This is a genomic window from Pseudobutyrivibrio ruminis HUN009 (genome assembly GCF_000703005.1).
Taxonomy (GTDB): Bacteria; Bacillota; Clostridia; order Lachnospirales; family Lachnospiraceae; genus Pseudobutyrivibrio; species Pseudobutyrivibrio ruminis_A.
This window is the reverse complement of the sequence record NZ_JNLH01000001.1, coordinates 2040185-2063239: the sequence shown is the minus strand read 5'-3', so window position 1 is coordinate 2063239 and position 23055 is coordinate 2040185. Positions and strand designations below refer to the sequence as shown.

Sequence of the window (23055 nt, the reverse complement as noted above, 5' to 3'; positions counted from 1 at the left end):
TTTATTCAACAATATCAATAATCAAGTCCATGTGGTTGCATTTTTCTGGAGCAATAACGGTAGCTGCCTTAATCATCTCCATAGCATTATTAATCTTGCTCTCGTCGTTTGCATGAATATAACAAATAGGCTCACCCTTTTTGATTTCATCTCCAACCTTTTTGTTAAGAACAATACCAACAGCCATATCGATGACATCCTCGAATGTCTCGCGACCGCCACCAAGTGACATAGATGCAAGGCCAAATGCCTCTGCCTTCAACGCGTGTACATATCCATCAGCCTGCGCCTCAACTGGAACTACATACTTAGCTGGCTCAAATTTGCTGATGTCAGTAGCAAAGCTTGAATCTCCGCCTTGAGCCTGAATGAATTCAACAAATTTATTAAATGCGCTGCCATCTGCAACTGCATTTTCCATAAGCTTTCTAGCTTTTGCTTTATCTGTCTCAATTTCTGAGAAAACAATCATCTGAGAACCTAACTCATAAACAACTTCCATTAAGTCCTCTGGACCATTTCCCTTTAAGGCATTGATTGCTTCAATTACTTCAAGATTGTTTCCTACTGCAAAGCCAAGTGGCTCATCCATGTTTGTAAGAACTGCAGCGATTTTCTTGTCTGCACGCTTACCAATATCAACCATAGATTTTGCAAGCTCTAATGCCTTTTCTTTTGTCTTCATGAATGCACCATCGCCAACAGTAACATCAAGAACGATTGCATCTGTGCCGGCAGCAAGCTTTTTAGACATGATTGAGCCTGTGATAAGAGAAATCTCATCTACTGTAGCTGTAACATCTCTAAGTGCGTAAAGCTTTTTGTCTGCTGGAGCAAGGTTTTTAGACTGACCAGTAACGGCAATCTTTATATTGTTTACCTGATTGATGAAGGCATCCTCTGAAAGAGCTCCATTGAAACCAGGAAAAGCTTCAAGCTTATCAATAGTACCGCCAGTATGGCCTAAACCTCTACCACTCATCTTTGCAACAGGCACACCAATAGATGCAATGATTGGTCCAAGAACAAGTGTAACCTTGTCGCCAACACCGCCTGTAGAGTGTTTATCAATTTTAACACCATCGATTGAAGACAAATCAAGGATATCTCCAGAATCACGCATAGCCATAGTAAGGTCGTAGCGTTCTCTGACATTCATGCCTCTAAAATAGATAGCCATAAGAAGTGCAGAAATCTGATAATCAGGTATCTCGCCATTTGTGTAGCCATTAACAATATGATAAATCTCCTGGGTAGAAAGCTCCTCTCCAAGTTTCTTTTTTTCAATTAAATCGTACATTCTCATAGTAACAAAACCCCTTTTTATTTATTGCCTATTTGTGATAAGGCTCGTTATTCATAATTCGCATTCCACGATATATCTGCTCAAGTAAAATCACTCTCATTAATTGGTGAGGAAAAGTCATCTCAGAAAAAGAAATTTGATAGTCACTACGCTTCATTACTTCATCTGAAAGCCCAAGTGAGCCGCCAATAACAAAAACTATGCTACTGTGCCCTGAAATACCAAGATTCTCTATATATTTAGAAAAAGCAACAGAATCCAGTTGCTTTCCAAGTATTGCAAGAGCAATAACAAAATCTTTTTCTTTAATGTGCTTTAAAATTCTTTCGCCTTCTTTGGATTTTACAAGTGATATTTCAATATCAGATGCATTCTCTGAAGTCTTTTCATCAGAGACCTCTATTATCTCTAAATTGCAGTATTTCGAGAGCCTCTTTGAGTACTCTGAAATTGCATCTCTAAAGAATTTTTCTTTGATTTTACCTACGCATAGAATTTTAACATTCATAGGTTATATTTTAGCCCATTTGAATGATTTAGACAACATAAAAGACACGCCTGCGGTGACGTGTCTTTCAAAGGGAGAATAATGTTATGAAAAATGTATCTCTTAATGAGATGATGTAATGATACTAATTAATTATGTAAAAAATTCGGAAATCTTGTGAACATTCTGTTAAACGTAAATTAATTAGTTACATCAATCGTTACATCCTCTCCCGTGCTTTCTTCTGGTTCCTCAACTTCAGGATAAGTAATAGTGTATGTAGCACTAACTATGTCTGAATACTCTCCAGCATCATTTTGTGCCACTGCCTTTATTTCAGTAGTTCCCTCAGTTAAAGGTATTGGTTTAGTGTATTGTTTGCCTGTTGTAATAGGACTTTTGCCATTCAAGGTATAAAAGATTTTATAATCCCCGCTCACGGTAATTTGGATAAGCAGATCTTCTTCATAATTGCCACCAGCCAAATTGAATGTAGGTGCTGATAGGAAATATGAATTAATCATCGCTGTAATTTCATCACTAGGTGATGTTTCAAGCAAAGCTGCTATCCCATCCATATCACCATTTGCATATAAGGCATCCAAAAGATATGAATATATCTTTTTGTTAGAAGGATCGCTATCCAGCGCAAGATAAAGCATCTCTATAGCGTCATCATAATCCTTAACCATGTAATACATACGGCCCAAGCCATAAATAACCTCGAATGATGTAGGGTCGATTTCATATGCCTCTTCATAATAACCTAAAGCCTTTGCATATTGCTCATTGGATTCTGCATCCACTGCTTGATTCATAATATTGTCATAAGTATGTGCACCCATGTAAGGAATAAACATGCATACACCTATTATTGCAACCAGCAAGCAGGCAACCAAAAGAAATGCCTTTATCTTTTTTGTAAAAACCTTTGGCTCAGGCTTTTGTTGAGATTGAGACTTAGATGATGTGTTTACCGCAGATGCCTCTTCCTGAAACTGGTAAACACCTGTAGCAAACTTATCATCCTTTGATTTATTTTTATCTTCTACAACTTTTGAAAGTAATTCTTCTTCTAAAACATTGTAATCAGGCACAAGCTGAATAGACTCCCCACATGATGGGCAGTACATAAGACCATTTTCAATTTCAGCTCCACATTTTTTACATTTCATTTTAGAACAATCCTGTAATTACTCCATCGTCAGTAACATCGATATTGTTGGCTGCTGGCTGCTTTGGAAGACCAGGCATAGTCATAATGCTTCCTGTAACAGCAACAACAAAGCCTGCGCCTGCAGAAGCATATACTTCACGAACATTTAAAGTAAAGTCTGTAGGACGTCCAAGCTTAGTAGCATCGTCAGATAATGAATACTGAGTCTTAGCCATACAAACAGGGAAATTACCCATTCCAAGCTCTTCTATTCTCTTTAATTCGCGTTCAGCTGCAGCTGAGTATGCTACATCCTTTGCACCATATATCTCTGTTGCAACGGTTTTAATTTTATCTTTAAGCGAAAGTGAATCATCATAAAGTGGCTTGAAGTTGCTTTCTTTATTCTCTAATACATAAAGAACCTTCTTTGCCAGCTCTACACCGCCTTGTCCACCTTTCTCCCAAACCTCAGAAAGTGCAAATTCGCATCCACGAGACTCGCAGAATTCTCTAACAAAGTTAGTCTCTGCTTCTGTATCGGTAACAAATGAGTTAAGTGTAACTACTACTGGTACATTATATTTCTGAAGGTTTTCAATATGCTTTTCAAGGTTAACAATACCCTTCTTTAAAGCATCTAAGTTTTCTGTAGTAAGCTCTGTTTTAGGAACACCACCATTATATTTTAAAGCACGAACAGTTGCTACTAAAACAACAGCATCAGGCTTCAAACCAGCCATTCTACATTTAATATCAAAGAACTTTTCAGCACCAAGATCAGCACCGAAACCAGCCTCAGTGATTGTGATATCAGCAAGCTTCATAGAAGCCTTTGTAGCTCTAACTGAGTTACATCCATGTGCAATATTAGCAAATGGACCACCATGAACTATAGCTGGTGTGTGCTCAAGAGTTTGAATCATATTAGGCTTTAAAGCATCCTTAAGTAAGGCTGCCATAGCGCCTGTAGCCTGTAAATCATTAGCAGTAACAGGCTTTCCGTCAAAACTATAAGCGACAATGATTCTTCCAAGTCGCTCTTTCAAATCTTTCATGTCATTTGCAAGGCAAAGAATAGCCATGATTTCAGAGGCTACTGTAATAACAAAATGATCCTCACGAACCATTCCGTCTGCCTTTGCTCCAAGACCTACGACAATATTTCTAAGGGCTCTGTCATTCATATCAAGACATCGCTTCCATACAATCTGTCTAGGATCAATTCCAAGAGAATTACCCTGCTGAATATGATTATCAAGCATAGCTGCAAGCAAATTATTTGCAGATGTTATAGCATGAAAATCACCAGTAAAGTGAAGGTTCAAGTCTTCCATTGGAACAACCTGAGCATATCCACCACCTGCGGCACCACCTTTGATGCCGAAGCAAGGTCCAAGTGAAGGCTCTCTAAGGGCAAGACACGCCTTCTTACCAAGAACTCCCATTGCCTCACCTAAACCAACAGAAGTTGTTGTTTTGCCTTCTCCGGCTGGTGTTGGATTGATTGCAGTTACAAGCACAAGCTTGCCGTCTTTATTACCCTGAATTTCGGATAACAATTCATCAGATAATTTAGCCTTATATTTTCCATAAAACTCTAAATCATCCTCCCTAATACCAAGTGAAGCGGCAACCTCCTTGATATTGACCATTTGTGCTTCCTGAGCGATTTGAATGTCTGACTTCATTTGAAATGACTCCCTTTTAATTTGCTTTTATTAGTTCTTCAAACTCTGAAATGGACATGCGTATTTCTCTAGGTTTAGTACCCATTTCAGGACCAACAACGCCTGCTTCCGCAAGCTGATCCATGATACGTGCCGCCCTATTAAAGCCTATCCTAAAGTTTCTTTGAAGATAGCCAATAGAACCCTTTTGATTTTCTATAACAAGACGACCTGCTTCATTGAATAGTTGATCTCTAGAATTATCAGGTTCTCCAGAGATTGACACTGAACCAGATCCAGTCTCAGAGTTTTGAATTTGAGCCTCTATATTCGAATCGTATTCTGCATTTTCGTTATTATTTTTAAGGAAATCAACTACTGCACTTACTTCGTCATCACTGACAAAGGCACCCTGAACACGAATAGGCTTAGAAAGGTTTTGTGGAGCATAAAGCATATCACCATTTCCAAGCAAATCCTCTGCACCATTCATATCAAGAATAACTCTCGAATCTGTTCCTGATGAAACAGAAAAGGCAATTCTTGAAGGAACATTCGCCTTGATAAGACCAGTAATAACATTAACAGTAGGCTTTTGAGTAGCAATAATCAAGTGAATACCAGCTGCTCTGGCAAGCTGAGCCAATCTAACAATTGAATCTTCTACATCAGCTGCCGCAACCATCATAAGATCAGCAACCTCATCAAGGATAATAACAAGCTGTGACATTCTCACACGCTTTTCCTCTGGTATAGATTCAGGTAAAGCGTCGGAATCAACCTTTTCATTAAATCCTTCGATATTACGCACTCCTGCAGCTGCTAGAAGCTCGTATCTATCTGTCATTTCTTTTACAGCCCAATGAAGAGCTCCTGCCGCCTTTTTGGCGTCAGTAATAACTGGTAAAAGAAGGTGTGGAATTCCGTTGTATACAGAAAGCTCTACCATCTTTGGATCAACCATTATCATCTTAACCTCATCTGGTGTAGCATGATAAAGAATACTCATGATGATAGTATTGATACAAACTGATTTACCAGAACCTGTAGCACCTGCAATAAGCAAGTGAGGCATCTTTTCAATATTTCCAACAACTACGCTACCAGAAATATCCTTTCCAACGCAGAAGGAAATCTTTGATTTAGCATTCTTGAATTCTTTCGAAGAAACAAGCTCTTTGAAAGAAACCATTGTCTTTTCTTTATTTGGAACTTCAATACCAATAGCAGATTTGCCAGGAATTGGGGCCTCAATACGAACATCTGTAACAGCCATATTAAGCTTAATATCATCAGAAAGGTTTACAACCTTTGATACTCTAGTACCCTCTGCGATTTCAAGCTCATAACGAGTAACTGATGGTCCCAAAGTAACCTCAGTAACATTTGCTTGAACACCAAAATTACCAAGTGTACGCTGTAGCTTTCCAGCCATTTCCTGAAGGTACTCTCTAGAATCCCCAGTGCCTTTTTTAGCATCCTTAAGCAATGAAATAGGTGGAAACTTAAATGGCTTCTTAGGCTTCTTTTTATCTGATTCTATAGAAGCTCTGAGAGATTCTGAAGAATCTTCGATTTCTGCCTGTGTAGAAGCTGATGGCTTAGGTTTTCTAGTAGAAGTAACTGGTTCCATAACAGGCTCTGGCTCTGATGTAGGCTCTGGAGCTGGTGTAGGAGCCGGAGTATTAATAACAGGCTCAACTGGCTTAGGCGTGGCTACAACCTTTGGCTCAACTACTACTGGCTGCTCTGGTTCAATAAATGTAGCTGATTCGTTTGTAGCCACAAGAGGGGTAACATTTTTGAAAGAATGTGTACTCTTTGACTTTTTATCTCCAGAACGAAGGCGATGTCTGCTTGTGTTTGTAACTTCTACATCAGACTCTCCCTCTGCCATGTTGATTTTGATTTCGTTAACGCCATCGGCAGACAATGATGCCTCTGAAAAATCTGGCATAAGTGTTGTATTTGTAGTAACGCCAGAATGCTTTCTATCTCTTCTAGAGCCACCCTTTTGATTCATCTGCTCAAGCTCGAGAGCTTTTTCCTCGTTAATCTTTTCGATGATGGCCTGACGTTCAGAATTATATCTGGTCTGATTTGCTTCACGCTCCATAAGCTGACGTTCTCTTCTAGCCCGTCTCTTAGCTGCTGCTTTATCAGCATGGTATCTAGAAGACTGCTGAACTCTATCGAAAGCAAAGCGCTCGATAATAATGATTATGGAAACAACCATTGCAATAATATCAATTAAATATGCTCCAAACAAACCGAAGCTATCATATATTCCAAAAACGATGGCGCCTCCCAAAAGGCCTCCACCATTGTGGTTATCTCTTGAATATTCAAATGCTGAAAGTGGCCCTAATACATCCTGTCCATGTATGATTAGTTCCACAAAAACGCTGATAAATATAAGTAAAACGGAACCGGCAATAACCTTAGCCACTGCCACCTTGTTACCATAGTTTGAAATAATGAAAAATGCAGAAAAAGCAACCATAAAAGGCAAGATAAACTGGATAATGCCAAAAATTCCAAAGAAGAAATCGGCAATGGCATTACCTACAACTCCGCCAAGGCCAAAATTGCTAATGCAAAGTAAAATGCACAGCACTAAAGAACCCCAAAGGATAATTTCCTTTGAAGAATCCTCGAAAAATGGGTCCTCGAATTCAACCTCCATAGTAGCCTTTTTAGCTCTTGTGGAAGTAGATTTACTGTTGCTCTTTTTAGTAGTGTTTCTGCGGGAATTATTTGATTTTCTTTTAGAATTATTCGTCCCTTTTGTTGCCAATATATAACCTCTTACAATCAAAAGAGAATAGTCAAGCTATTCTCTTTTGTAAATTACTATTTGTTAACCTATCAAATAGTTATAAATATTTTCGTATTTTTCTTTCTGAACTGCCCAAGAATAGTTCTTGTTCATGCCACGCTCAACCATTTTATTCCATTGAGTTTTTTTATCGAAAAATACAAACTTACTGTAATTTACAGTATTAAGGAGCTCATCTCCATTGTAATTTGCAAATGAGAATCCATCTCCAGTCTTTTTGTACTCGTCAAAAGCTTCAACTGTATCGCTAAGACCACCTGTCTCACGAACAATTGGAACTGTTCCATATCTAAATGAAATAAGCTGTGTCAAGCCGCATGGCTCAAATCGTGAAGGCATTAAAAATGCGTCCGCTGCCGCATAAAGCTTGTGAGCAAGATTATCATCATAACAAATATTAGCTGAAATCTTCTCTGGATATTTCCATGCATAATGCCTGAACATATTCTCGTACTTAGACTCGCCTGTGCCAATAACAACAAGCTGAGTAAAATCATCAACTATTCCTTCAATGCAATAATTGATAAGATCAAGGCCTTTTTGATCTGTAAGTCTAGAAATAAGGCCGATCATGTATTTCTTAGGATCTACTTCAAGACCTAAATCAGCTTGAAGCTTTGCCTTATTAACCTTTTTGTTTTTACGGAATGTAGAAACATCAAAGTTTTTATAGATTTTAGAGTCCTTAGAAGGATCATATACATCGTTATCAATGCCATTGACAATGCCCTGCATATCGTAATGACGAGCACGAAGTAAGCCATCTAAGCCCTCTCCATAGTATGGGGTCTGAATTTCATCACAGTAGGTTGCAGAAACAGTTGTGATATAGTCTGCGTAAACAAGACCCCCCTTAAGCATATTTCCGCATTTTTTGTATTCAAGCTTATCCGGAGTGAATAAGTTCATAGATAAACCAGAAATACCTGCTACTGTCTTTGTGTCCCACATACCTTGGAACTTAAGGTTGTGAATGGTCATGACTGATTTCATTCCCCAGAAGAACTGATCTCCCTGGAAATCATTCTTTAAATAAACAGGAATAAAGCCTGTCTGCCAATCATGACAATGAATAAGATTTGGCTGGAATCCGATAAGTGGAAGCATTGATAAAACAGCCTTATCAAAGAATATAAACTTTTCAAGATCCCATCTATCCTCAGAATAAGGATAGAAACAATCGAAGTAATCATGATTGTCAATGAAGTAATATGTAACCCCATCTAATTCATATTCAAAAACGCCAACATATCGTGTACCTACAAGTGGTCCCATGTTCATTTGGAAGCTAGTCAAGAACTTGAAGTCCTTTTTGTATTTCTCAGGAATAAATGTGTAGTAAGGCAAAACAACCCTTACATCGAAGTACTCCTTTGAGAATTCCTTAGGAAGTGCTCCACAAACATCTGCCAATCCGCCGGTCTTGACAAATGGAACGCACTCGCTAGCAGCGAAAAGTATCTTATTCATAATTATAAACCCCTCAATTTTTATTTATTCATTCCAGTTGTGATAAACGTTCTGAACATCATCGTCATCATCAAGAAGGTCAAGAATCTTGTTGATTTTGTAGAGATCCTGCTCATCTGTAAGATCAACATATGTCTGAGGAATCATTGTAACCTCAGCATCAGCCATAGGAATGTTTTCAGCCTCAAGAGCTTCTCTAACAGCAGAGAAATCCTCTGGAGCTGTGTAGATTTCGAAGCAATCCTCTTCCTCAGAGAAATCTTCTGCACCTGCATCAAGTGCAATCATCATAAGATCATCAGCTTCCATAGAGCAATCCTCTTTAGAAACGATAATCTGCCCCTTATTATCAAACATAAAAGATACGCAACCTGGTGTACCGATGCTTCCGCCACCCTTTGTAAATGCTGAACGAACATTAGCAGCTGTACGGTTACGATTGTCTGTAAGACAGTCTACGATAATAGCTGTACCGTTAGGACCATATCCTTCGTATGTAACAGACTCATAATTTACAGCATCTGCATTACCAGCAGCCTTCTTGATACCATTTTCAATTGTAGCATTTGGTACATTATTAGCCTTTGCTTTAGCAATAACATCACGAAGCTTAGAATTATTATTAGGGTCTGGGCCGCCTTCCTTAACTGCTACAGCGATCTCACGACCAATTATTGTAAAAATCTTACCCTTTGCAGCATCATTCTTTTCTTTTTTGTGCTTAATATTTGCGAACTTTGAATGTCCTGACATAAAATTATATACCTCTTTTCTATTCTAAATCTCAAAAAATTATAACAAATCACGGCCTTTTATTCAACGTGCCTTTTACGTCTAACATATACGCTATCTATGACTTTATCGGATACATTTTTAATATAAAAAACATAATTATCGTCCTCTAAAGTAAAGGAACTACCATCTTCTGGAATCTTGCCATTTAAAGAAATTAAGTAGCCATTGAGAGTTTCATAATCATCAGATAACTTTGTACCAAGGATTTCTTCAACCTCTTCAAGAGAAGTTCCTCCATCCATTACAAAAGAATCCTCTGTCTTAACCTCAATAGAGTTTTCTTCCTCATCATGCTCATCCTCAATATTTCCAACAATTTCCTCGAGAATATCTTCCATGGAAAGCAACCCAGAAACCTGTCCATATTCATCAACCACAATCACCATATGGCGCTTTTTGGACTGCATTTTAGCAAATAAAGTATTGATTCCATGAGTCTCAGGCACGAACTCAGCCACTGACATAAGTTCATGTAAATCCTTAACTTTCACATTATCAATATCCTTATCATAGTATGTAAGCAAATCTTTTATATGTAAAATGCCAATGATATTGTCTAAATCCTCAATATAAACCGGATAACGGCTCATATTATTCTCATTTATAAAATTTATAGCCTCTCGCAAGGTACTATCACCATTCACCGCAACTATGCTTTTTCTGTGAGTCATGATATCTTTTGCATCTGTATCAGAAAACTCAAAAATGTTCTGTATCATAGCAGCCTCAGATGCAAGGATATTGCCATCTTCATGACCTTCATTTACAAGAGAAATAACATCCTCCTCGGTAATATTTTCTTGCTTAGACCTTCTGTACAAAATAATTAGCCCTATCGCTTCAATAACAACAATAGCCAACAAAAAAATAATTAAATAGGGATTGGACCCGTCTTCCATAAATACTCCTTTCTTGAAATACGTAAATTATCACAATAATAATGATACCATATATACAAGAAAAAGACTAAACATAATGGTGTTTAGTCTTTTAAAAAACAGTAAATTCTATTCTTCAGGTGAAGCCTCTGCTTCCTCAGTATTTTCTTTTGTTTCCTTAGAAACTGCATCCAAATCTACTTCTTCAAGCTGAATGTCAGAAAGATCTGTTTTATCACTTTCATCCTGCTTATCTGCAGGTGTTTTTACAGGCTCACCTTTATCATCGATTGTACCAATATAGAAATCCCCATTTTGCATATCAAATAGATTTAGTACCTCCATACCAAATACATCATGCATATATGAGTAAATCTCTTTATTGTTAATCTCGCGGTTATGCTTGCGAATAACGTTTTTCTTGAGCTGAACTCTAACATCCTTAATCCAGTTAGTAATTTCCTCTGCCTCTGTGGAATTAGTACGAAGTTTATCGTAGCAATAATCCATTGTTGCCAACATCAGCTCTCGGTTAACATCATCTGTCTTCTGTGGGAGCTCGCTCAACTCTTCTTCGTTTGATTCGATGCGTTCCTTGCATTCTTCTAAAAGTCTTTTATCATCATCAAGCTTCTTTGAAACCAGATCAGAAGTTCCTTCCATATTGGACATAACCGAAGCCATCAAGTTTTCTTTAACCTTCTTAAGGTCTTTAAGTTCCTTTTTCAGCTCAGCTTCACGTTTCAGTAAGTCATTTTCCTGCTTTTCAAGCTCTTTAACCTGTTCAGGCTTTCCGCCTAATGCAAAAAGTCTATGCCATTTCTGATCCAAAATAAGCATAGGAACCTTGATTTTGGAAATGGCAGTTGTAAAATCCCTGTCCGCCATATACATTCACCTACTTCTGTTGAGTAATGTTATAAGAAAGTTGCATCAAACTATCTGATAAATGAACATTTTCTATAATAACATCAGGAATATCATCTAAATCAACATGAGCAAAGTTCCAAATAGCATGTACGCCTAGTGAAACAAGCTTTAATGCTGTAGATCTCGCGTTTGACTTAGGCAATGTTAAAGCTGCAATTTCCACATCATTATGTTTAATGAATTCTGGAAGCTCATCAAGCATCTGAACAGGAATGTCTCTAACTAATTTGCCTTTAAGCTCAGGATTAACATCAAATAATCCAATAATTTTAAAACCTACACGCTCAAATTTAACATAACCTGCAATAGCCTGGCCCAAGTTACCAGCGCCAATAACGATAACATTATGTGTTTCGTTAACTCCCAAGATATTTCCTATTTCATCATGTAAATATGCAACATTATATCCATAACCCTGCTGACCAAAACCACCAAAGTTGTTAAGATCCTGTCTAATCTGAGATGCTGTAACATGCATTCTCTTACTTAAATCATTTGATGAAATTCTTTCAACACCATCGTCTAAAAGTTCGCCCAAATATCTGTAGTACCTAGGAAGTCTTCTGATGACTGCTTGTGAAATCTGTTTATCCAACCCATATACCTCCTAATTACAATTTTCAATCTTAATTATAAAATCACACAAAAACTATGTCAAGATTTTAACAAAGACTTATACATGCTTAAGATAAACTTAACTCCTCCCACTGAGAATATAAATCTTCCAATTTAGAATCTATTTCATTCTGTTCAGCAGTTAATTCGTTGAGCTTTGCAGAATTTGTCATATTCTCTGGCTTTAAGAATTCGTCTTGAATCTTTGCCTTTTTTTCTTCTAGTTTTTCTATCTCTTCTTCGATTTTTGAGATTTTGTTTTGAAGCTTTCTCTTTTCCGCTTCAATTCTCTTTTGTTCTTTAAAATCAAGCTTTGCAGCTGTAGCGTTAGAGTCTACTACAGATTCCTGGATTGAAGCAACATTTGCTGCAGAGAGTTGTTCCTTCTTGACAATATAATCATCGTAATTGCCAAGATACTTTGTAAGATGACCATCTGAAAGTTCAAGAATCATATTTGCAGTACGGTTAACAAAATATCTATCGTGACTTACATAAAGCAAAGTTCCGTCATATTCGTTAAGTGCTTCCTCAAGCATTTCTTTCGAATCCATATCAAGATGGTTTGTAGGCTCATCAAGGATTAAAAGATTAGACTTAGAAAGCATAAGTTTTGCAAGAGAGACACGTCCTCTCTCGCCACCGGACAGCTCGCTGATGCGTTTAAAAACATCATCTTCTGTGAACATAAAGGCCGCTAATGTATTTCTAACCTGAGTCTCTGTGAGATAAGGATAAGAATCATGTAGCTCACTAAAGATAGTGTTTGACTCTGTAAGCCCCTGCTGCTCCTGGTCATAATATCCTACAGTAACATTTGCACCAAAGCGAATCTCTCCTGATTCAAAATCTGTAAGACCATTGATACATTTAAGAATTGTAGTCTTTCCTGTACCATTGTCACCTAAAATAGCGATTCTATCCCCTTTGTGAACTTCGAATGAAAGGTCTGTAAAGATATTTTTATCATCGTATGATTTTGTCACATGAGAAAAATCTAATACATCCTTGCCACTTTCCTTTTCAACCTCAAGAGTAAGTCGCATTCTAGGCATATCCTTATCAGGTGCATCCATAATATCGATCTTATCAAGCATTTTCTTTCTGCTTTCAGCTCTTTTTATGGATTTTTCCCTGTTGAAGGATTGAAGCTTTTCAATAACAGCTTTCTGGTGTTCAATTTCCTTTTGCTGTTTTTCATAGCTGCGCTCATATGTGAGTTGATACAAAGCCTTTTGCTCAGAAAAAGCTGTGTAATTTCCTGTATATACACTAGTGCGTCCATAGGATAAATCAACAACATGATCTACAATTTTATCAAGAAAATATCGATCATGAGCAACAATTACAACTGCGCCTTTGTATGAAGATAAATATCCCTCCAACCACACGATTGAATTCAAATCCAAATGGTTTATAGGCTCGTCTAATAAGAGCAAATCTGGTGATGAAGCAAGAAGACGTCCTAAGCTAACCCGTGTCTTCTGACCTCCAGAAAGCTCATTCATGCTTTTATTTAAATCATCCCCTTCAAAGCCAAGGCCCTTTAAAATACCAACAGCTTCAGAACGAAATGTATATCCACCTAATAAATCAAATTGATGCTGTAGCTTATGATAATTTTCCATAAAAGTCGCAGCATCTTTACTATCAAGATTTGACATCTCCATTTCCATATCTGAAAGACGTTTTTCCATGGAAAGCAAATCTTCACGGGCACTGAGTACTGTATCCAAAATACTACTACCAAAAGAATCCTCTTGGTACTGAGCTAAATAGCCCATAGTTGCATCTTTTTTAAGAGTAACTTCGCCACTATCTGCAGGCAAATCTCCAACTATGATTTTCAATAGCGTAGATTTTCCCGTTCCATTGTTACCAACGATAGCTACTTTAGAACCCTCATCCACAGTAAAAGTGGCATCTTTTATAATGCCATCTTCTCCAAATGATTTAAAAATATGCGAAACATTAAGTAACATAGTTTTTCCTTAAAAAATGCGCCTGACTAATGTCAGGCGCCAAATAAAATCTAATTTTACTGAACATCCTTAATAGAGAAGCTGATGCGTCCCATCTTGTCCTTACCAAGGCATACAACCTTAACAGTATCGCCAAGAGTAAGAACATCTTCTACTCTGTCAATTCTTTCCTTAGCAATCTTAGAAATGTGTACCATTCCTTCCTTGCCTGGAGCGAACTCGATAAATGCACCGAATTCCTTGATGCTTACAACCTTACCTGTGAGGATCTGACCCTGCTCAAAATCAGTTGTGATGATTTCAATCATTCTCTTAGCCTCATCCATCTTTGCAGCATCTGTACCACAAATTGAAACGTTTCCGTCATCTGTAATATCAATCTTAACATCGCATCTTGCAATGATTTCATTGATTGTCTTACCACGCTGACCAACAACATCACCAATCTTTTCTGGATCAATTGTAAGCTGGATAATCTTTGGAGCGTATTCTCCAACTTCCTTACGTGGCTCAGCGATTGCTTTGCTCATGCAGTTGTCCATAATGAAGAATCTAGCCTCGCGGCAACGAGCGATAGCACCCTCAACGATTGGACGTGTAAGACCGTGAATCTTGATATCCATCTGGATAGCTGTGATACCTTCTTTTGTACCTGTTACCTTGAAGTCCATGTCGCCGAAGAAATCTTCAAGACCCTGGATATCTGTAAGAAGAACGAAATCGTCATCTGTATCGCCTGTAACAAGACCACAAGAAATACCAGCAACCATAGCCTTAATAGGTACACCAGCTGCCATAAGTGACATACATGAAGCACATGTTGAAGCCATTGATGTAGAACCATTTGACTCGAATGTCTCAGATACAGCACGGATTGCATATGGGAATTCTTCTGGTGTAGGAAGTACTGGAAGAAGTGCTCTCTCTGCAAGTGCACCGTGTCCAATTTCTCTACGTCCTGGTCCTCTAGAAGGCTTTGTCTCACCTACTGAGTATGCAGGGAAGTTGTAGTGATGCATGTATCTCTTCTCAGTAACGAATGGATCAAGGCCATCAATCTTCTGAGCCTCTGAAAGAGGTGCAAGAGTTACAACGTCACAAATCTGTGTTTGACCACGAGTGAACATAGAAGAACCATGAACACGTGGAATAATATCTACTTCTGCAGCAAGTGGACGAATCTGTGTGATCTCACGACCATCTGGACGCTTGTGATCCTTAAGAATCATCTTACGTACTGTCTTTTTCTCGTACTGGTAAATTGCCTCACCAAGAACAGCAAGCCATTCTTCGTTATCAGCAAATGCTTCTTCAAGACGCTCTGTGATCTGACGGATATTTTCCTCACGAACCTGCTTCTCGTCTGTGAATACAGCACCTTCCATTTCCTCAGGAGTAACGATTTCCTTCATCTTTGCGAAGAGCTCCTCAGGGATTGCGCATGATGTATACTCATGCTTTGGCTTACCGCATTCCTTAACCATCTCGTCGATGAATGCGATAACTGTCTGGTTAACATCATGACACTTATAGATAGCTTCAATCATCTTGTCCTCAGGGATGATGTTTGCGCCAGCTTCGATCATGATAACCTTTTCTCTTGTAGAAGCAACTGTAAGCTTAAGGTCCCCCTTATCCCACTGCTCCTGTGAAGGGTTTACGATAAACTCTCCATCAATCATACCCATCTGTGTCATAGCGCAAGGGCCATCAAATGGGATATCTGAAATACATGTAGCAATAGCAGCGCCGAGCATAGCAACAAGCTCAGGACGACACTGTGGATCTACTGACATAACCATGTTGTTAAGTGTTACGTCATTACGATAGTCCTTTGGGAAAAGTGGACGCATAGGTCTATCGATAACACGAGATGTAAGAACTGAGTTCTCAGATGCCTTACCTTCTCTCTTGTTGAAACCACCAGGGATTTTACCAACAGCATATGTCTTTTCTTCAAACTCAACAGAGAGTGGGAAGAAATCGATACCATCCCTAGGCTTGTCTGATGCAGTTGCAGTTGAAAGAACTGTAGTCTCACCATACTGAATAAATGCTGCTCCATTAGCCTGTGCAGCAACTCTGCCGATATCAACACGAAGTGTTCTACCAGCCAAATCCATTGTAAATGTCTTCATGGTTTTCTCCTTCAAATATTTTATTATTTAAGCATCAACCCGAAACTACTGAAAACGAAGAGTTATACTCTCCTAATTCAGTGGCTTCGGATTTTGCTTGAAATCGAAAAATAAATAAGAAAATGAGCGGAGTAAGCAATACTCCGCTCTTAAAGATTACTTTCTTAAGCCAAGACGCTCAATGATTGAACGATATCTCTCAATGTCAGTATTCTTAAGGTATGCAAGAAGGTTTCTTCTCTTACCAACCATCTTCATCATACCACGACGTGAATGATGGTCACCTGGGTTAGCCTTAAGGTGCTCTGTAAGCTCAGAAATACGAGCTGTAAGAACAGCGATCTGAACCTCTGGAGAACCTGTGTCACCAGCTGTTCTAGCATACTCATTGATAATTGCCTGCTTCTTCTCTTTTGTAATCATTTTACTACCTCCTAAAAACTTTTAATATGCCGTAACTAAGGAAAAGGTCGGAGTGTCCAAAACCTGAGTTACAGTAATTTTCGTACCGATATATAATAACACAGCTACAAAAATATGTAAACTATGTATAAATAGGCTTAAAAAAACTATTACTGTATTAAATCTTCGATTGCGTATTTGTTTACGCCTGCTAATTTTCCGCTATTTACATAAATAGTAGAAAAATCATAATTCAAAGCAAAATAAATCTGTCCAGTTTCTTCATCAATTTTGCCCAGCGAAATAAATGTCGAATAGCCATTTGCATCTTTGATGATATACACCGGAGAATCCTGATTCAAGCCATACTTGTCGCCATTTTCGTCATCAGTAGAAATTGTATCTACGAATCTAACGTCAGTAATATAATTCAGAAGCTTTTCAATTCTTTCTTCATTTATATCAATACTAGGGTCATCTGTATAAACCCAGTCATCACCATCTCTTTCAAATGTAAGCAAAATATTATTGCTATCAGTCATCTGGAAGCTATACACTTCTTCATTATCAAGCAATATAACATTTTCGCCCTCGTCTTCTATTTCACTAGCTTCATCTAAAACTTCAGCCTGGTCTTCAGAGCCATCAAGATTTTGAATCATCTTTGCAGGCGACTTAGCATTAAAGGTGATTATCAAAACTATCACAAGCAAAATAATCGCTAAAGCTAAAAATATACCTTTATAATACTTTGAAATAAACTTCTTCATCATTTCCTCCATAATCAATTCTGTATCTAGTATAACAAAAAAGTCTGAACAAACAAAGAAGCCGGAGCCATAGCTCCAGCTTCAAAATAATTATCTGTAGATGATATCGTCTCTTCCAGGTCCGTTTGAAACCATTGTGATTGGGAAACCGATTTCCTTCTCAATGAATTCAATGTAGTTTCTGCAGTTTTCAGGAAGATCTTCGTATTTCTTGATTCCACGAATATCTGTCTTCCAGCCAGGAAGTGTCTTAAGAACTGGCTTAGCCTTTTCAAGCTTGCTAGTAACTGGGAAATCAGTAGTAACTTCACCATCGATTTCGTATCCAACACAAACAGGAATTTCATCAAGATATCCAAGTACATCAACAACTGTAAATGCGACATCTGTTGTACCCTGCATTCTGCAGCCGTACTTAGAAGCGACACAGTCGAACCATCCCATACGACGTGGACGACCTGTAGTAGCACCAAACTCACCACCGTCACCACCGCGGCGTCTAAGCTCATCAGCCTCATCACCAAAGATTTCTGAAACAAAAGCGCCAGCACCAACTGCTGATGAATAAGCCTTACATACTGTAACAACCTGCTTTAACTCCTGAGCTGGGATACCAGCACCGATGCAACCATAAGGTGCAAGTGTTGATGAAGATGTAACCATTGGGTAAATACCATGGTCTGGATCCTTTAAAGTACCAAGCTGGCCCTCAAGAAGGATTGTCTTATTTTCTTTAAGCGCATTCCAAAGGTATGCTGAAGTATCGCAAACATATGGTGCAATCATATCTCGATATTCATGCAATGTCTCAAGGAGTTCCTCTGGATTAAGAAGTGGCTTGTGATATAAATGCTCAAGAAGAACGTTCTTCTGTTCACATGTACGTACAACCTTTTCTTTTAAGAGCTCATCATCGAAAAGCTCCTGAACCTGATAACCAATCTTTGCGTATTTATCTGAGTAGAATGGAGCTATACCGCTCTTTGTTGAACCGAAGGAAGCCTTTCCAAGACGTTCTTCCTCGTATTGATCAAAAAGGATGTGATATGGCATAACAATCTGTGCTCTATCAGACACAAGAATGCGAGGTGTTGGTACTCCTTTCTCTACAATAGAGTTAATCTCTTTGATAAGGATAGGAATATTCAATGCGACGCCATTTCCAATGATGCTAGTGGTGTGATTATAAAATACACCTGAAGGTAATGTGTGAAGCGCGAACTTACCATAGTTGTTTACGATAGTGTGTCCTGCGTTTGCACCACCCTGAAAACGAACAATGATATCAGCATTCGCTGCCATCATGTCTGTAATCTTTCCTTTGCCTTCATCGCCCCAATTGGCACCTACAACTGCTTTAACCATAACAATCCTCCTAAATTACAATTAAATTAATTTATATCAATCAATTTCTTAGTCACCGTACAAGCAAGTGCGCCTGGTCCAATGTGACATGAAACTGAAAGTGATAACGGATCTATCCAGATTTCTTTGCCTGGGAATTCAGCTTCTAATTCTTCTTTAAATTTTTCTGCGGCTTCCTGATTCTGTGTGTGAGCTATAGAAATCACAACATCATCAAGATTGTCTGTATGAAGGACATTTTGCATATCCTTTTTTAATGCTTCAATCATAGTCTGCTTTGCAGCCTTAACAGTACGAACCATTGAATACTTATCAAGCTTCTCTCCGTAGATTGAAAGTACTGGCTTAATCTTTAACAGTGAACCGATTGCAGCAACTGCTGGAGTAAGTCTTCCGCCCTTTTTAAGGTATTCCAGTGTATCTACAGTGATGTAGATAGTAGATAAAGACTTGATTTCCATAAGAGCATCACAGATTTCCTGTGCACTCTTTCCTAAATCTGCAAGCTTTTTAGCCTCCAGTGCTGAAAGCTTCTGTGTAACTGAGATACGTTGGTTATCTACAACTACAACCTTGCCATCGTAATCCTCTGCTAGCATCTTTGCTGTAGCGCAAGATGAAGATAAACCGCTAGACATAGGAATATAAACTATTTCATCATAGTCTTTAAGAAGCTTATCCCATGTATCCATAAGATTTCCTGTGATAGGCATTGAAGTAGTAATCTCGCCGCCCTGTGTAAGCTTCTCATAAAACTGCTCCTGAGTTAAATCGATATCCTCATAATATAACTCGCCATCGATATAAAAAGGCATAGGTATAACAAAAACTCCATAGTCCTGGGCCTGTGCCTGTGTAATTCCACTATTGCTATCTGTAAGAATTGCAACTTTGCTCATAAATCACCTCAAAAAATACTCTGTGTTAAACAAAAACACCGCTGATTATTCTAACATAATCAGCGGTGAAAAGAAACAACTAAAGCATAATTTTAGTACATTCCACCCATGCCAGCACCAGCAGCAGCGGCAGCTGCAGCATCAGCAGAAGGATCTTTAATGTCTGCAACAACAGACTCTGTTGTAAGAAGTGTTGCAGCAACAGAAGCAGCATTCAAGAGAGCTGTTCTTGTAACCTTAACAGGATCAAGGATACCAGCCTTAACCATGTTTACATACTCTTCGTTGTAAGCATCGAAACCAATACCAACTTCTGACTCACGTACCTTGTTGATAATAACAGATCCCTCAAGACCTGCATTTGCAGCGATGTAGAACAATGGAGCTTCAAGGGCCTTAACGATAACGTTTGCACCTGTCTTCTCATCACCAGAAAGTGTCTCAGCAAGAGCTGCAACTTCCTTCTGAACGTGGATGTAAGCAGATCCACCACCCTGGATAATACCTTCCTCTACAGCAGCACGTGTTGCGTTAAGAGCATCCTCCATACGAAGCTTAGCTTCCTTCATTTCTGTTTCTGTAGCAGCACCTACACGGATAACTGCAACACCACCTGCAAGCTTAGCAAGTCTTTCCTGAAGCTTTTCTTTATCGAACTCTGATGTAGTCTCATCAATCTGTCCACGAATCTGAGAAACACGAGCCTCGATTGCAGCCTTATCACCAAGACCATCAACGATAACTGTGTTCTCCTTGTTAACCTTTACAGACTTAGCACGACCAAGCTGCTCAAGAGTTGTATCCTTAAGCTCAAGACCAACTTCTTCAGAAATTACCTGGCCACCTGTAAGGATTGCGATATCCTGAAGCATTTCCTTACGTCTGTCACCATATCCTGGAGCCTTAACAGCAACAACGTTGAATGTTCCACGAAGCTTGTTAAGGATAAGAGTTGTAAGAGCCTCGCCCTCGATATCCTCAGCAATGATAAGAAGTCTAGCACCTGACTGAACAATCTGCTCAAGAAGTGGAAGGAGTTCCTGAATGTTAGAAATCTTTTTGTCTGTAATAAGAATATATGGATCATCAAGGTTTGCTTCCATCTTGTCCATATCTGTGCACATGTAAGCTGAAATGTAACCTCTATCAAACTGCATACCTTCTACAAGGTCAAGCTCTGTCTGCATTGTCTTTGATTCCTCGATTGTGATAACACCATCGTTAGAAACCTTTTCCATAGCGTCAGCTACCATCTGACCTACTTCATCATCACCAGCTGAAATTGCAGCAACACGAGCAATCTGCTCCTTGCCATCTACAGCCTTAGACATTTTAAGAATAGCCTTAACAGCACAATCTGTAGCCTTCTTCATACCCTTTCTAAGAACGATTGGGTTTGCACCAGCAGCAAGGTTCTTCATACCTTCCTTTACCATAGCCTGTGCTAAAACTGTAGCTGTTGTTGTACCATCACCTGCTACATCGTTTGTCTTTGTAGCAACTTCTTTTACAAGCTGAGCACCCATGTTTTCAAATGCATCCTCAAGCTCAACATCCTTTGCGATAGTAACACCATCATTAGTGATAAGTGGAGCACCGTAAGACTTTGAAAGAACAACGTTACGTCCCTTTGGTCCAATAGTAACTCTAACTGTATTTGCTAATTTATCTACGCCTGCCTCAAGAGCCTGTCTTGCTTCAGCACCATACTTAATTTCTTTTGCCATAATAATCTACCTCTTTTCCTAAATATTATTCTACAACTGCAAGAATATCATTCTGACGAACGATAATGTACTCCTCGCCTTCAAGCTTAACTTCTGTACCAGCGTACTTTGAATATATAACCTTCTGGCCTTCTTTAACCTGCATTGTGATTTCTTTACCGTCAACAATTCCGCCAGGACCAACAGCAATAACCATAGCTTCCTGTGGCTTCTCCTGTGCTGCAGATGCAAGAATAATACCAGACTTTGTAGTCTCTTCTGCTTCGCACTGCTTTAATACAACGCGATCTGTTAATGGAACTAATTTCATTTTATATTACCTCCTAAATTAAAAATCTAAATCTTTTATTAGCACTCATCTTAATCGAGTGCTAACCACAAGAAGTATAATAGGATTCTCTCGAATCAGTTGCAAGTAATTAAGGTTAGTAATTTTCGAAAGAATCCTATAAAAATCTCTTTTTTACTCTTTATTTCTCACTTTTTCTCATTATTAAACTTTTAGGTAGCTTAGAAAGCAGAGAATTCTTAAGACTATCGCCGCCTGCCGCCACTAATTTACCTAATACATCCATAATCAAAGCCTGATTTTGAGGGTCAAGGGATTGTATCTCTTTTGTCAGAGAAGCAATGGACCTTACCTTACTAGATGTAATCTGTGAAAGTCTAGTTGCCCCAGATGAACTAATAAGGGATGAAAAGAAAACATCACCAAATGCCGCCCTTGTTTCATAATCAAATTGAACAGACCATTTCTTGATAACTTCGTCTATAAGAACTGAAGAAGAAGCAACTGAATCTACTTCTTCAAATCTATTTCGTTTAATCTGCCAACTCAAAGGATTGTGTTGATTAATACCTTTTGCATCACTGACAACTACCTGCATCTTAGCCTTTGTATACATAAGCATACCAATAATTGATTCTTCTGGAACAATCTTATGGACCCTATTAATCATAGATTTATAAGCTGGCTTTTTAAGAATTTCTGGAATAAAACCAGGACCGTCAAAATTGTATACTTCTAAAATGCTATCCTGTATATGGCCTCTGCAAAATGTGCTGCCATAAGCGGCAAAGTTACCGCCCTTAGAGTGGCCTCCTATTCGAAGCTTTTTCATTGTCCTTGCAAAATTGGTATTGAGATAATCTACAGCCTGAAGTTGCCCACCAGTACCCTCAGAAAAGCACATGTTAAAATCTTCTTTCCAGCCAACAAGTGAATCGTCGGTTCCTCTGAAAGCAACAAAAATAGTGCCATCAGGCAAATAAAAGCTACAAACAGCAAACTGAGTCTGCTTTTTAGCATCAACATCATTAACAAAGCCAGCAAGCTTCATTCCGCCAAATCTTTTAGAGCCAGCCATTTTAGGCATAAGAAAAGGAGCAAGCTTAGTCAAAGCTGTTCTTGCCATCAAACCTTCTTCTGTGAATTTTTGAAAGAATTTTTCGTTGAGATCTTCTATGGAAATTTTTTCTTTTAACCCAGGACCGGGCACTAAACCATCAAAAGGTGTATACACAAGCTCGCAAAGAGCCAGTGCATCCACCTCATTAAACGGATCTATATCGAAAGGGACATCCCCTCTCCAGTCAAGATAATCAAAGATGTTAGCCATACAAAAT

At 38.6% G+C, this 23055-nt stretch carries 19 protein-coding genes; all 19 read right to left on the bottom strand.

Going from position 1 to position 23055, the window contains the following annotated elements; genetic code table 11:
• Position 1: 1 nt before the first annotated feature.
• Positions 2 to 1306, bottom strand: a complete 1305-nt coding sequence (locus BO15_RS0109295; RefSeq protein WP_033154073.1) for a pyrimidine-nucleoside phosphorylase — start codon at positions 1304 to 1306, stop codon at positions 2 to 4.
• A 28-nt stretch (positions 1307 to 1334) separates the two neighbouring features.
• Positions 1335 to 1814, bottom strand: coding sequence for a 23S rRNA (pseudouridine(1915)-N(3))-methyltransferase RlmH (rlmH, locus tag BO15_RS0109290; RefSeq protein WP_033154072.1), 480 nt, complete (start codon positions 1812 to 1814; stop codon positions 1335 to 1337).
• Positions 1815 to 1993: 179 nt separating this feature from the next.
• Positions 1994 to 2968, bottom strand: a complete 975-nt coding sequence (locus tag BO15_RS0109285; protein WP_033154071.1) for an FN3 associated domain-containing protein — start codon at positions 2966 to 2968, stop codon at positions 1994 to 1996.
• 1 nt (position 2969) lies between these two features.
• Positions 2970 to 4640 carry a formate--tetrahydrofolate ligase gene (locus BO15_RS0109280; protein WP_033154070.1) on the bottom strand — a complete coding sequence of 557 codons (1671 nt, stop codon included), beginning with the start codon at positions 4638 to 4640 and terminating at the stop codon, positions 2970 to 2972.
• Between the two features lie 16 nt (positions 4641 to 4656).
• A complete protein-coding gene (locus tag BO15_RS0109275) occupies positions 4657 to 7416 on the bottom strand; it encodes an FtsK/SpoIIIE family DNA translocase (RefSeq protein WP_033154069.1) in 2760 nt (919 codons plus the stop codon).
• A 63-nt stretch (positions 7417 to 7479) separates the two neighbouring features.
• Entirely contained in the window at positions 7480 to 8928 is a 1449-nt protein-coding gene (locus BO15_RS0109270; RefSeq protein ID WP_033154068.1) for a glycogen synthase, read from the bottom strand.
• Between the two features lie 24 nt (positions 8929 to 8952).
• Positions 8953 to 9681 (bottom strand): YebC/PmpR family DNA-binding transcriptional regulator, encoded by a 729-nt coding sequence (locus BO15_RS0109265; RefSeq protein ID WP_033154067.1) that lies wholly within the window; start codon positions 9679 to 9681, stop codon positions 8953 to 8955.
• A gap of 59 nt (positions 9682 to 9740) precedes the next feature.
• The gene (locus BO15_RS0109260) at positions 9741 to 10544 is read right to left on the bottom strand and encodes a hemolysin family protein (RefSeq protein ID WP_242839251.1); all 804 of its coding nucleotides are present in this window, start codon (positions 10542 to 10544) and stop codon (positions 9741 to 9743) included.
• Positions 10545 to 10730: 186 nt separating this feature from the next.
• Entirely contained in the window at positions 10731 to 11489 is a 759-nt protein-coding gene (locus BO15_RS0109255) for a hypothetical protein (RefSeq protein ID WP_052169870.1), read from the bottom strand.
• A gap of 10 nt (positions 11490 to 11499) precedes the next feature.
• Complete coding sequence (locus BO15_RS0109250; RefSeq protein WP_033154065.1) at positions 11500 to 12126, bottom strand: redox-sensing transcriptional repressor Rex; 627 nt, start codon at positions 12124 to 12126, stop codon at positions 11500 to 11502.
• A gap of 88 nt (positions 12127 to 12214) precedes the next feature.
• Positions 12215 to 14128 carry a ribosomal protection-like ABC-F family protein gene (gene abc-f, locus BO15_RS0109245; protein ID WP_033154064.1) on the bottom strand — a complete coding sequence of 638 codons (1914 nt, stop codon included), beginning with the start codon at positions 14126 to 14128 and terminating at the stop codon, positions 12215 to 12217.
• A 56-nt stretch (positions 14129 to 14184) separates the two neighbouring features.
• Positions 14185 to 16266, bottom strand: a complete 2082-nt coding sequence (locus BO15_RS0109240) for a polyribonucleotide nucleotidyltransferase (protein WP_033154063.1) — start codon at positions 16264 to 16266, stop codon at positions 14185 to 14187.
• Between the two features lie 156 nt (positions 16267 to 16422).
• Positions 16423 to 16689 (bottom strand): 30S ribosomal protein S15, encoded by a 267-nt coding sequence (rpsO, locus tag BO15_RS0109235; RefSeq protein ID WP_028247035.1) that lies wholly within the window; start codon positions 16687 to 16689, stop codon positions 16423 to 16425.
• Positions 16690 to 16838: 149 nt separating this feature from the next.
• Positions 16839 to 17441: a DUF4340 domain-containing protein gene (locus BO15_RS0109230; protein WP_157752336.1), complete on the bottom strand. Its 603-nt coding sequence runs from the start codon at positions 17439 to 17441 to the stop codon at positions 16839 to 16841.
• 87 nt (positions 17442 to 17528) lie between these two features.
• On the bottom strand, positions 17529 to 18803 hold the full coding sequence (locus tag BO15_RS0109225; RefSeq protein WP_033154061.1) for an adenylosuccinate synthase: 1275 nt from the start codon (positions 18801 to 18803) through the stop codon (positions 17529 to 17531).
• A gap of 26 nt (positions 18804 to 18829) precedes the next feature.
• A complete protein-coding gene (locus BO15_RS0109220) occupies positions 18830 to 19702 on the bottom strand; it encodes a DegV family protein (RefSeq protein ID WP_033154060.1) in 873 nt (290 codons plus the stop codon).
• A 92-nt stretch (positions 19703 to 19794) separates the two neighbouring features.
• Positions 19795 to 21429: a chaperonin GroEL gene (groL, locus tag BO15_RS0109215; RefSeq protein WP_033154059.1), complete on the bottom strand. Its 1635-nt coding sequence runs from the start codon at positions 21427 to 21429 to the stop codon at positions 19795 to 19797.
• A gap of 25 nt (positions 21430 to 21454) precedes the next feature.
• Positions 21455 to 21739, bottom strand: coding sequence for a co-chaperone GroES (locus BO15_RS0109210; RefSeq protein WP_033154058.1), 285 nt, complete (start codon positions 21737 to 21739; stop codon positions 21455 to 21457).
• A gap of 160 nt (positions 21740 to 21899) precedes the next feature.
• Positions 21900 to 23048 carry an Mbeg1-like protein gene (locus BO15_RS0109205; protein ID WP_052169869.1) on the bottom strand — a complete coding sequence of 383 codons (1149 nt, stop codon included), beginning with the start codon at positions 23046 to 23048 and terminating at the stop codon, positions 21900 to 21902.
• Positions 23049 to 23055 lie beyond the last annotated feature (7 nt).

Coding starts and splice junctions, on each gene's coding strand:
- BO15_RS0109295 (WP_033154073.1), bottom strand. CDS start 1,306: ATGAGAATGTACGATTTAATTGAAAAAAAGAAACTTGGAGAGGAGCTT.
- rlmH (WP_033154072.1), bottom strand. CDS start 1,814: ATGAATGTTAAAATTCTATGCGTAGGTAAAATCAAAGAAAAATTCTTT.
- BO15_RS0109285 (WP_033154071.1), bottom strand. CDS start 2,968: ATGAAATGTAAAAAATGTGGAGCTGAAATTGAAAATGGTCTTATGTAC.
- BO15_RS0109280 (WP_033154070.1), bottom strand. CDS start 4,640: ATGAAGTCAGACATTCAAATCGCTCAGGAAGCACAAATGGTCAATATC.
- BO15_RS0109270 (WP_033154068.1), bottom strand. CDS start 8,928: ATGAATAAGATACTTTTCGCTGCTAGCGAGTGCGTTCCATTTGTCAAG.
- BO15_RS0109265 (WP_033154067.1), bottom strand. CDS start 9,681: ATGTCAGGACATTCAAAGTTCGCAAATATTAAGCACAAAAAAGAAAAG.
- BO15_RS0109255 (WP_052169870.1), bottom strand. CDS start 11,489: ATGGCGGACAGGGATTTTACAACTGCCATTTCCAAAATCAAGGTTCCT.
- abc-f (WP_033154064.1), bottom strand. CDS start 14,128: ATGTTACTTAATGTTTCGCATATTTTTAAATCATTTGGAGAAGATGGC.
- BO15_RS0109240 (WP_033154063.1), bottom strand. CDS start 16,266: ATGAAGACATTTACAATGGATTTGGCTGGTAGAACACTTCGTGTTGAT.
- rpsO (WP_028247035.1), bottom strand. CDS start 16,689: ATGATTACAAAAGAGAAGAAGCAGGCAATTATCAATGAGTATGCTAGA.
- BO15_RS0109230 (WP_157752336.1), bottom strand. CDS start 17,441: ATGATGAAGAAGTTTATTTCAAAGTATTATAAAGGTATATTTTTAGCT.
- BO15_RS0109225 (WP_033154061.1), bottom strand. CDS start 18,803: ATGGTTAAAGCAGTTGTAGGTGCCAATTGGGGCGATGAAGGCAAAGGA.
- BO15_RS0109220 (WP_033154060.1), bottom strand. CDS start 19,702: ATGAGCAAAGTTGCAATTCTTACAGATAGCAATAGTGGAATTACACAG.
- groL (WP_033154059.1), bottom strand. CDS start 21,429: ATGGCAAAAGAAATTAAGTATGGTGCTGAAGCAAGACAGGCTCTTGAG.
- BO15_RS0109210 (WP_033154058.1), bottom strand. CDS start 21,739: ATGAAATTAGTTCCATTAACAGATCGCGTTGTATTAAAGCAGTGCGAA.
- BO15_RS0109205 (WP_052169869.1), bottom strand. CDS start 23,048: ATGGCTAACATCTTTGATTATCTTGACTGGAGAGGGGATGTCCCTTTC.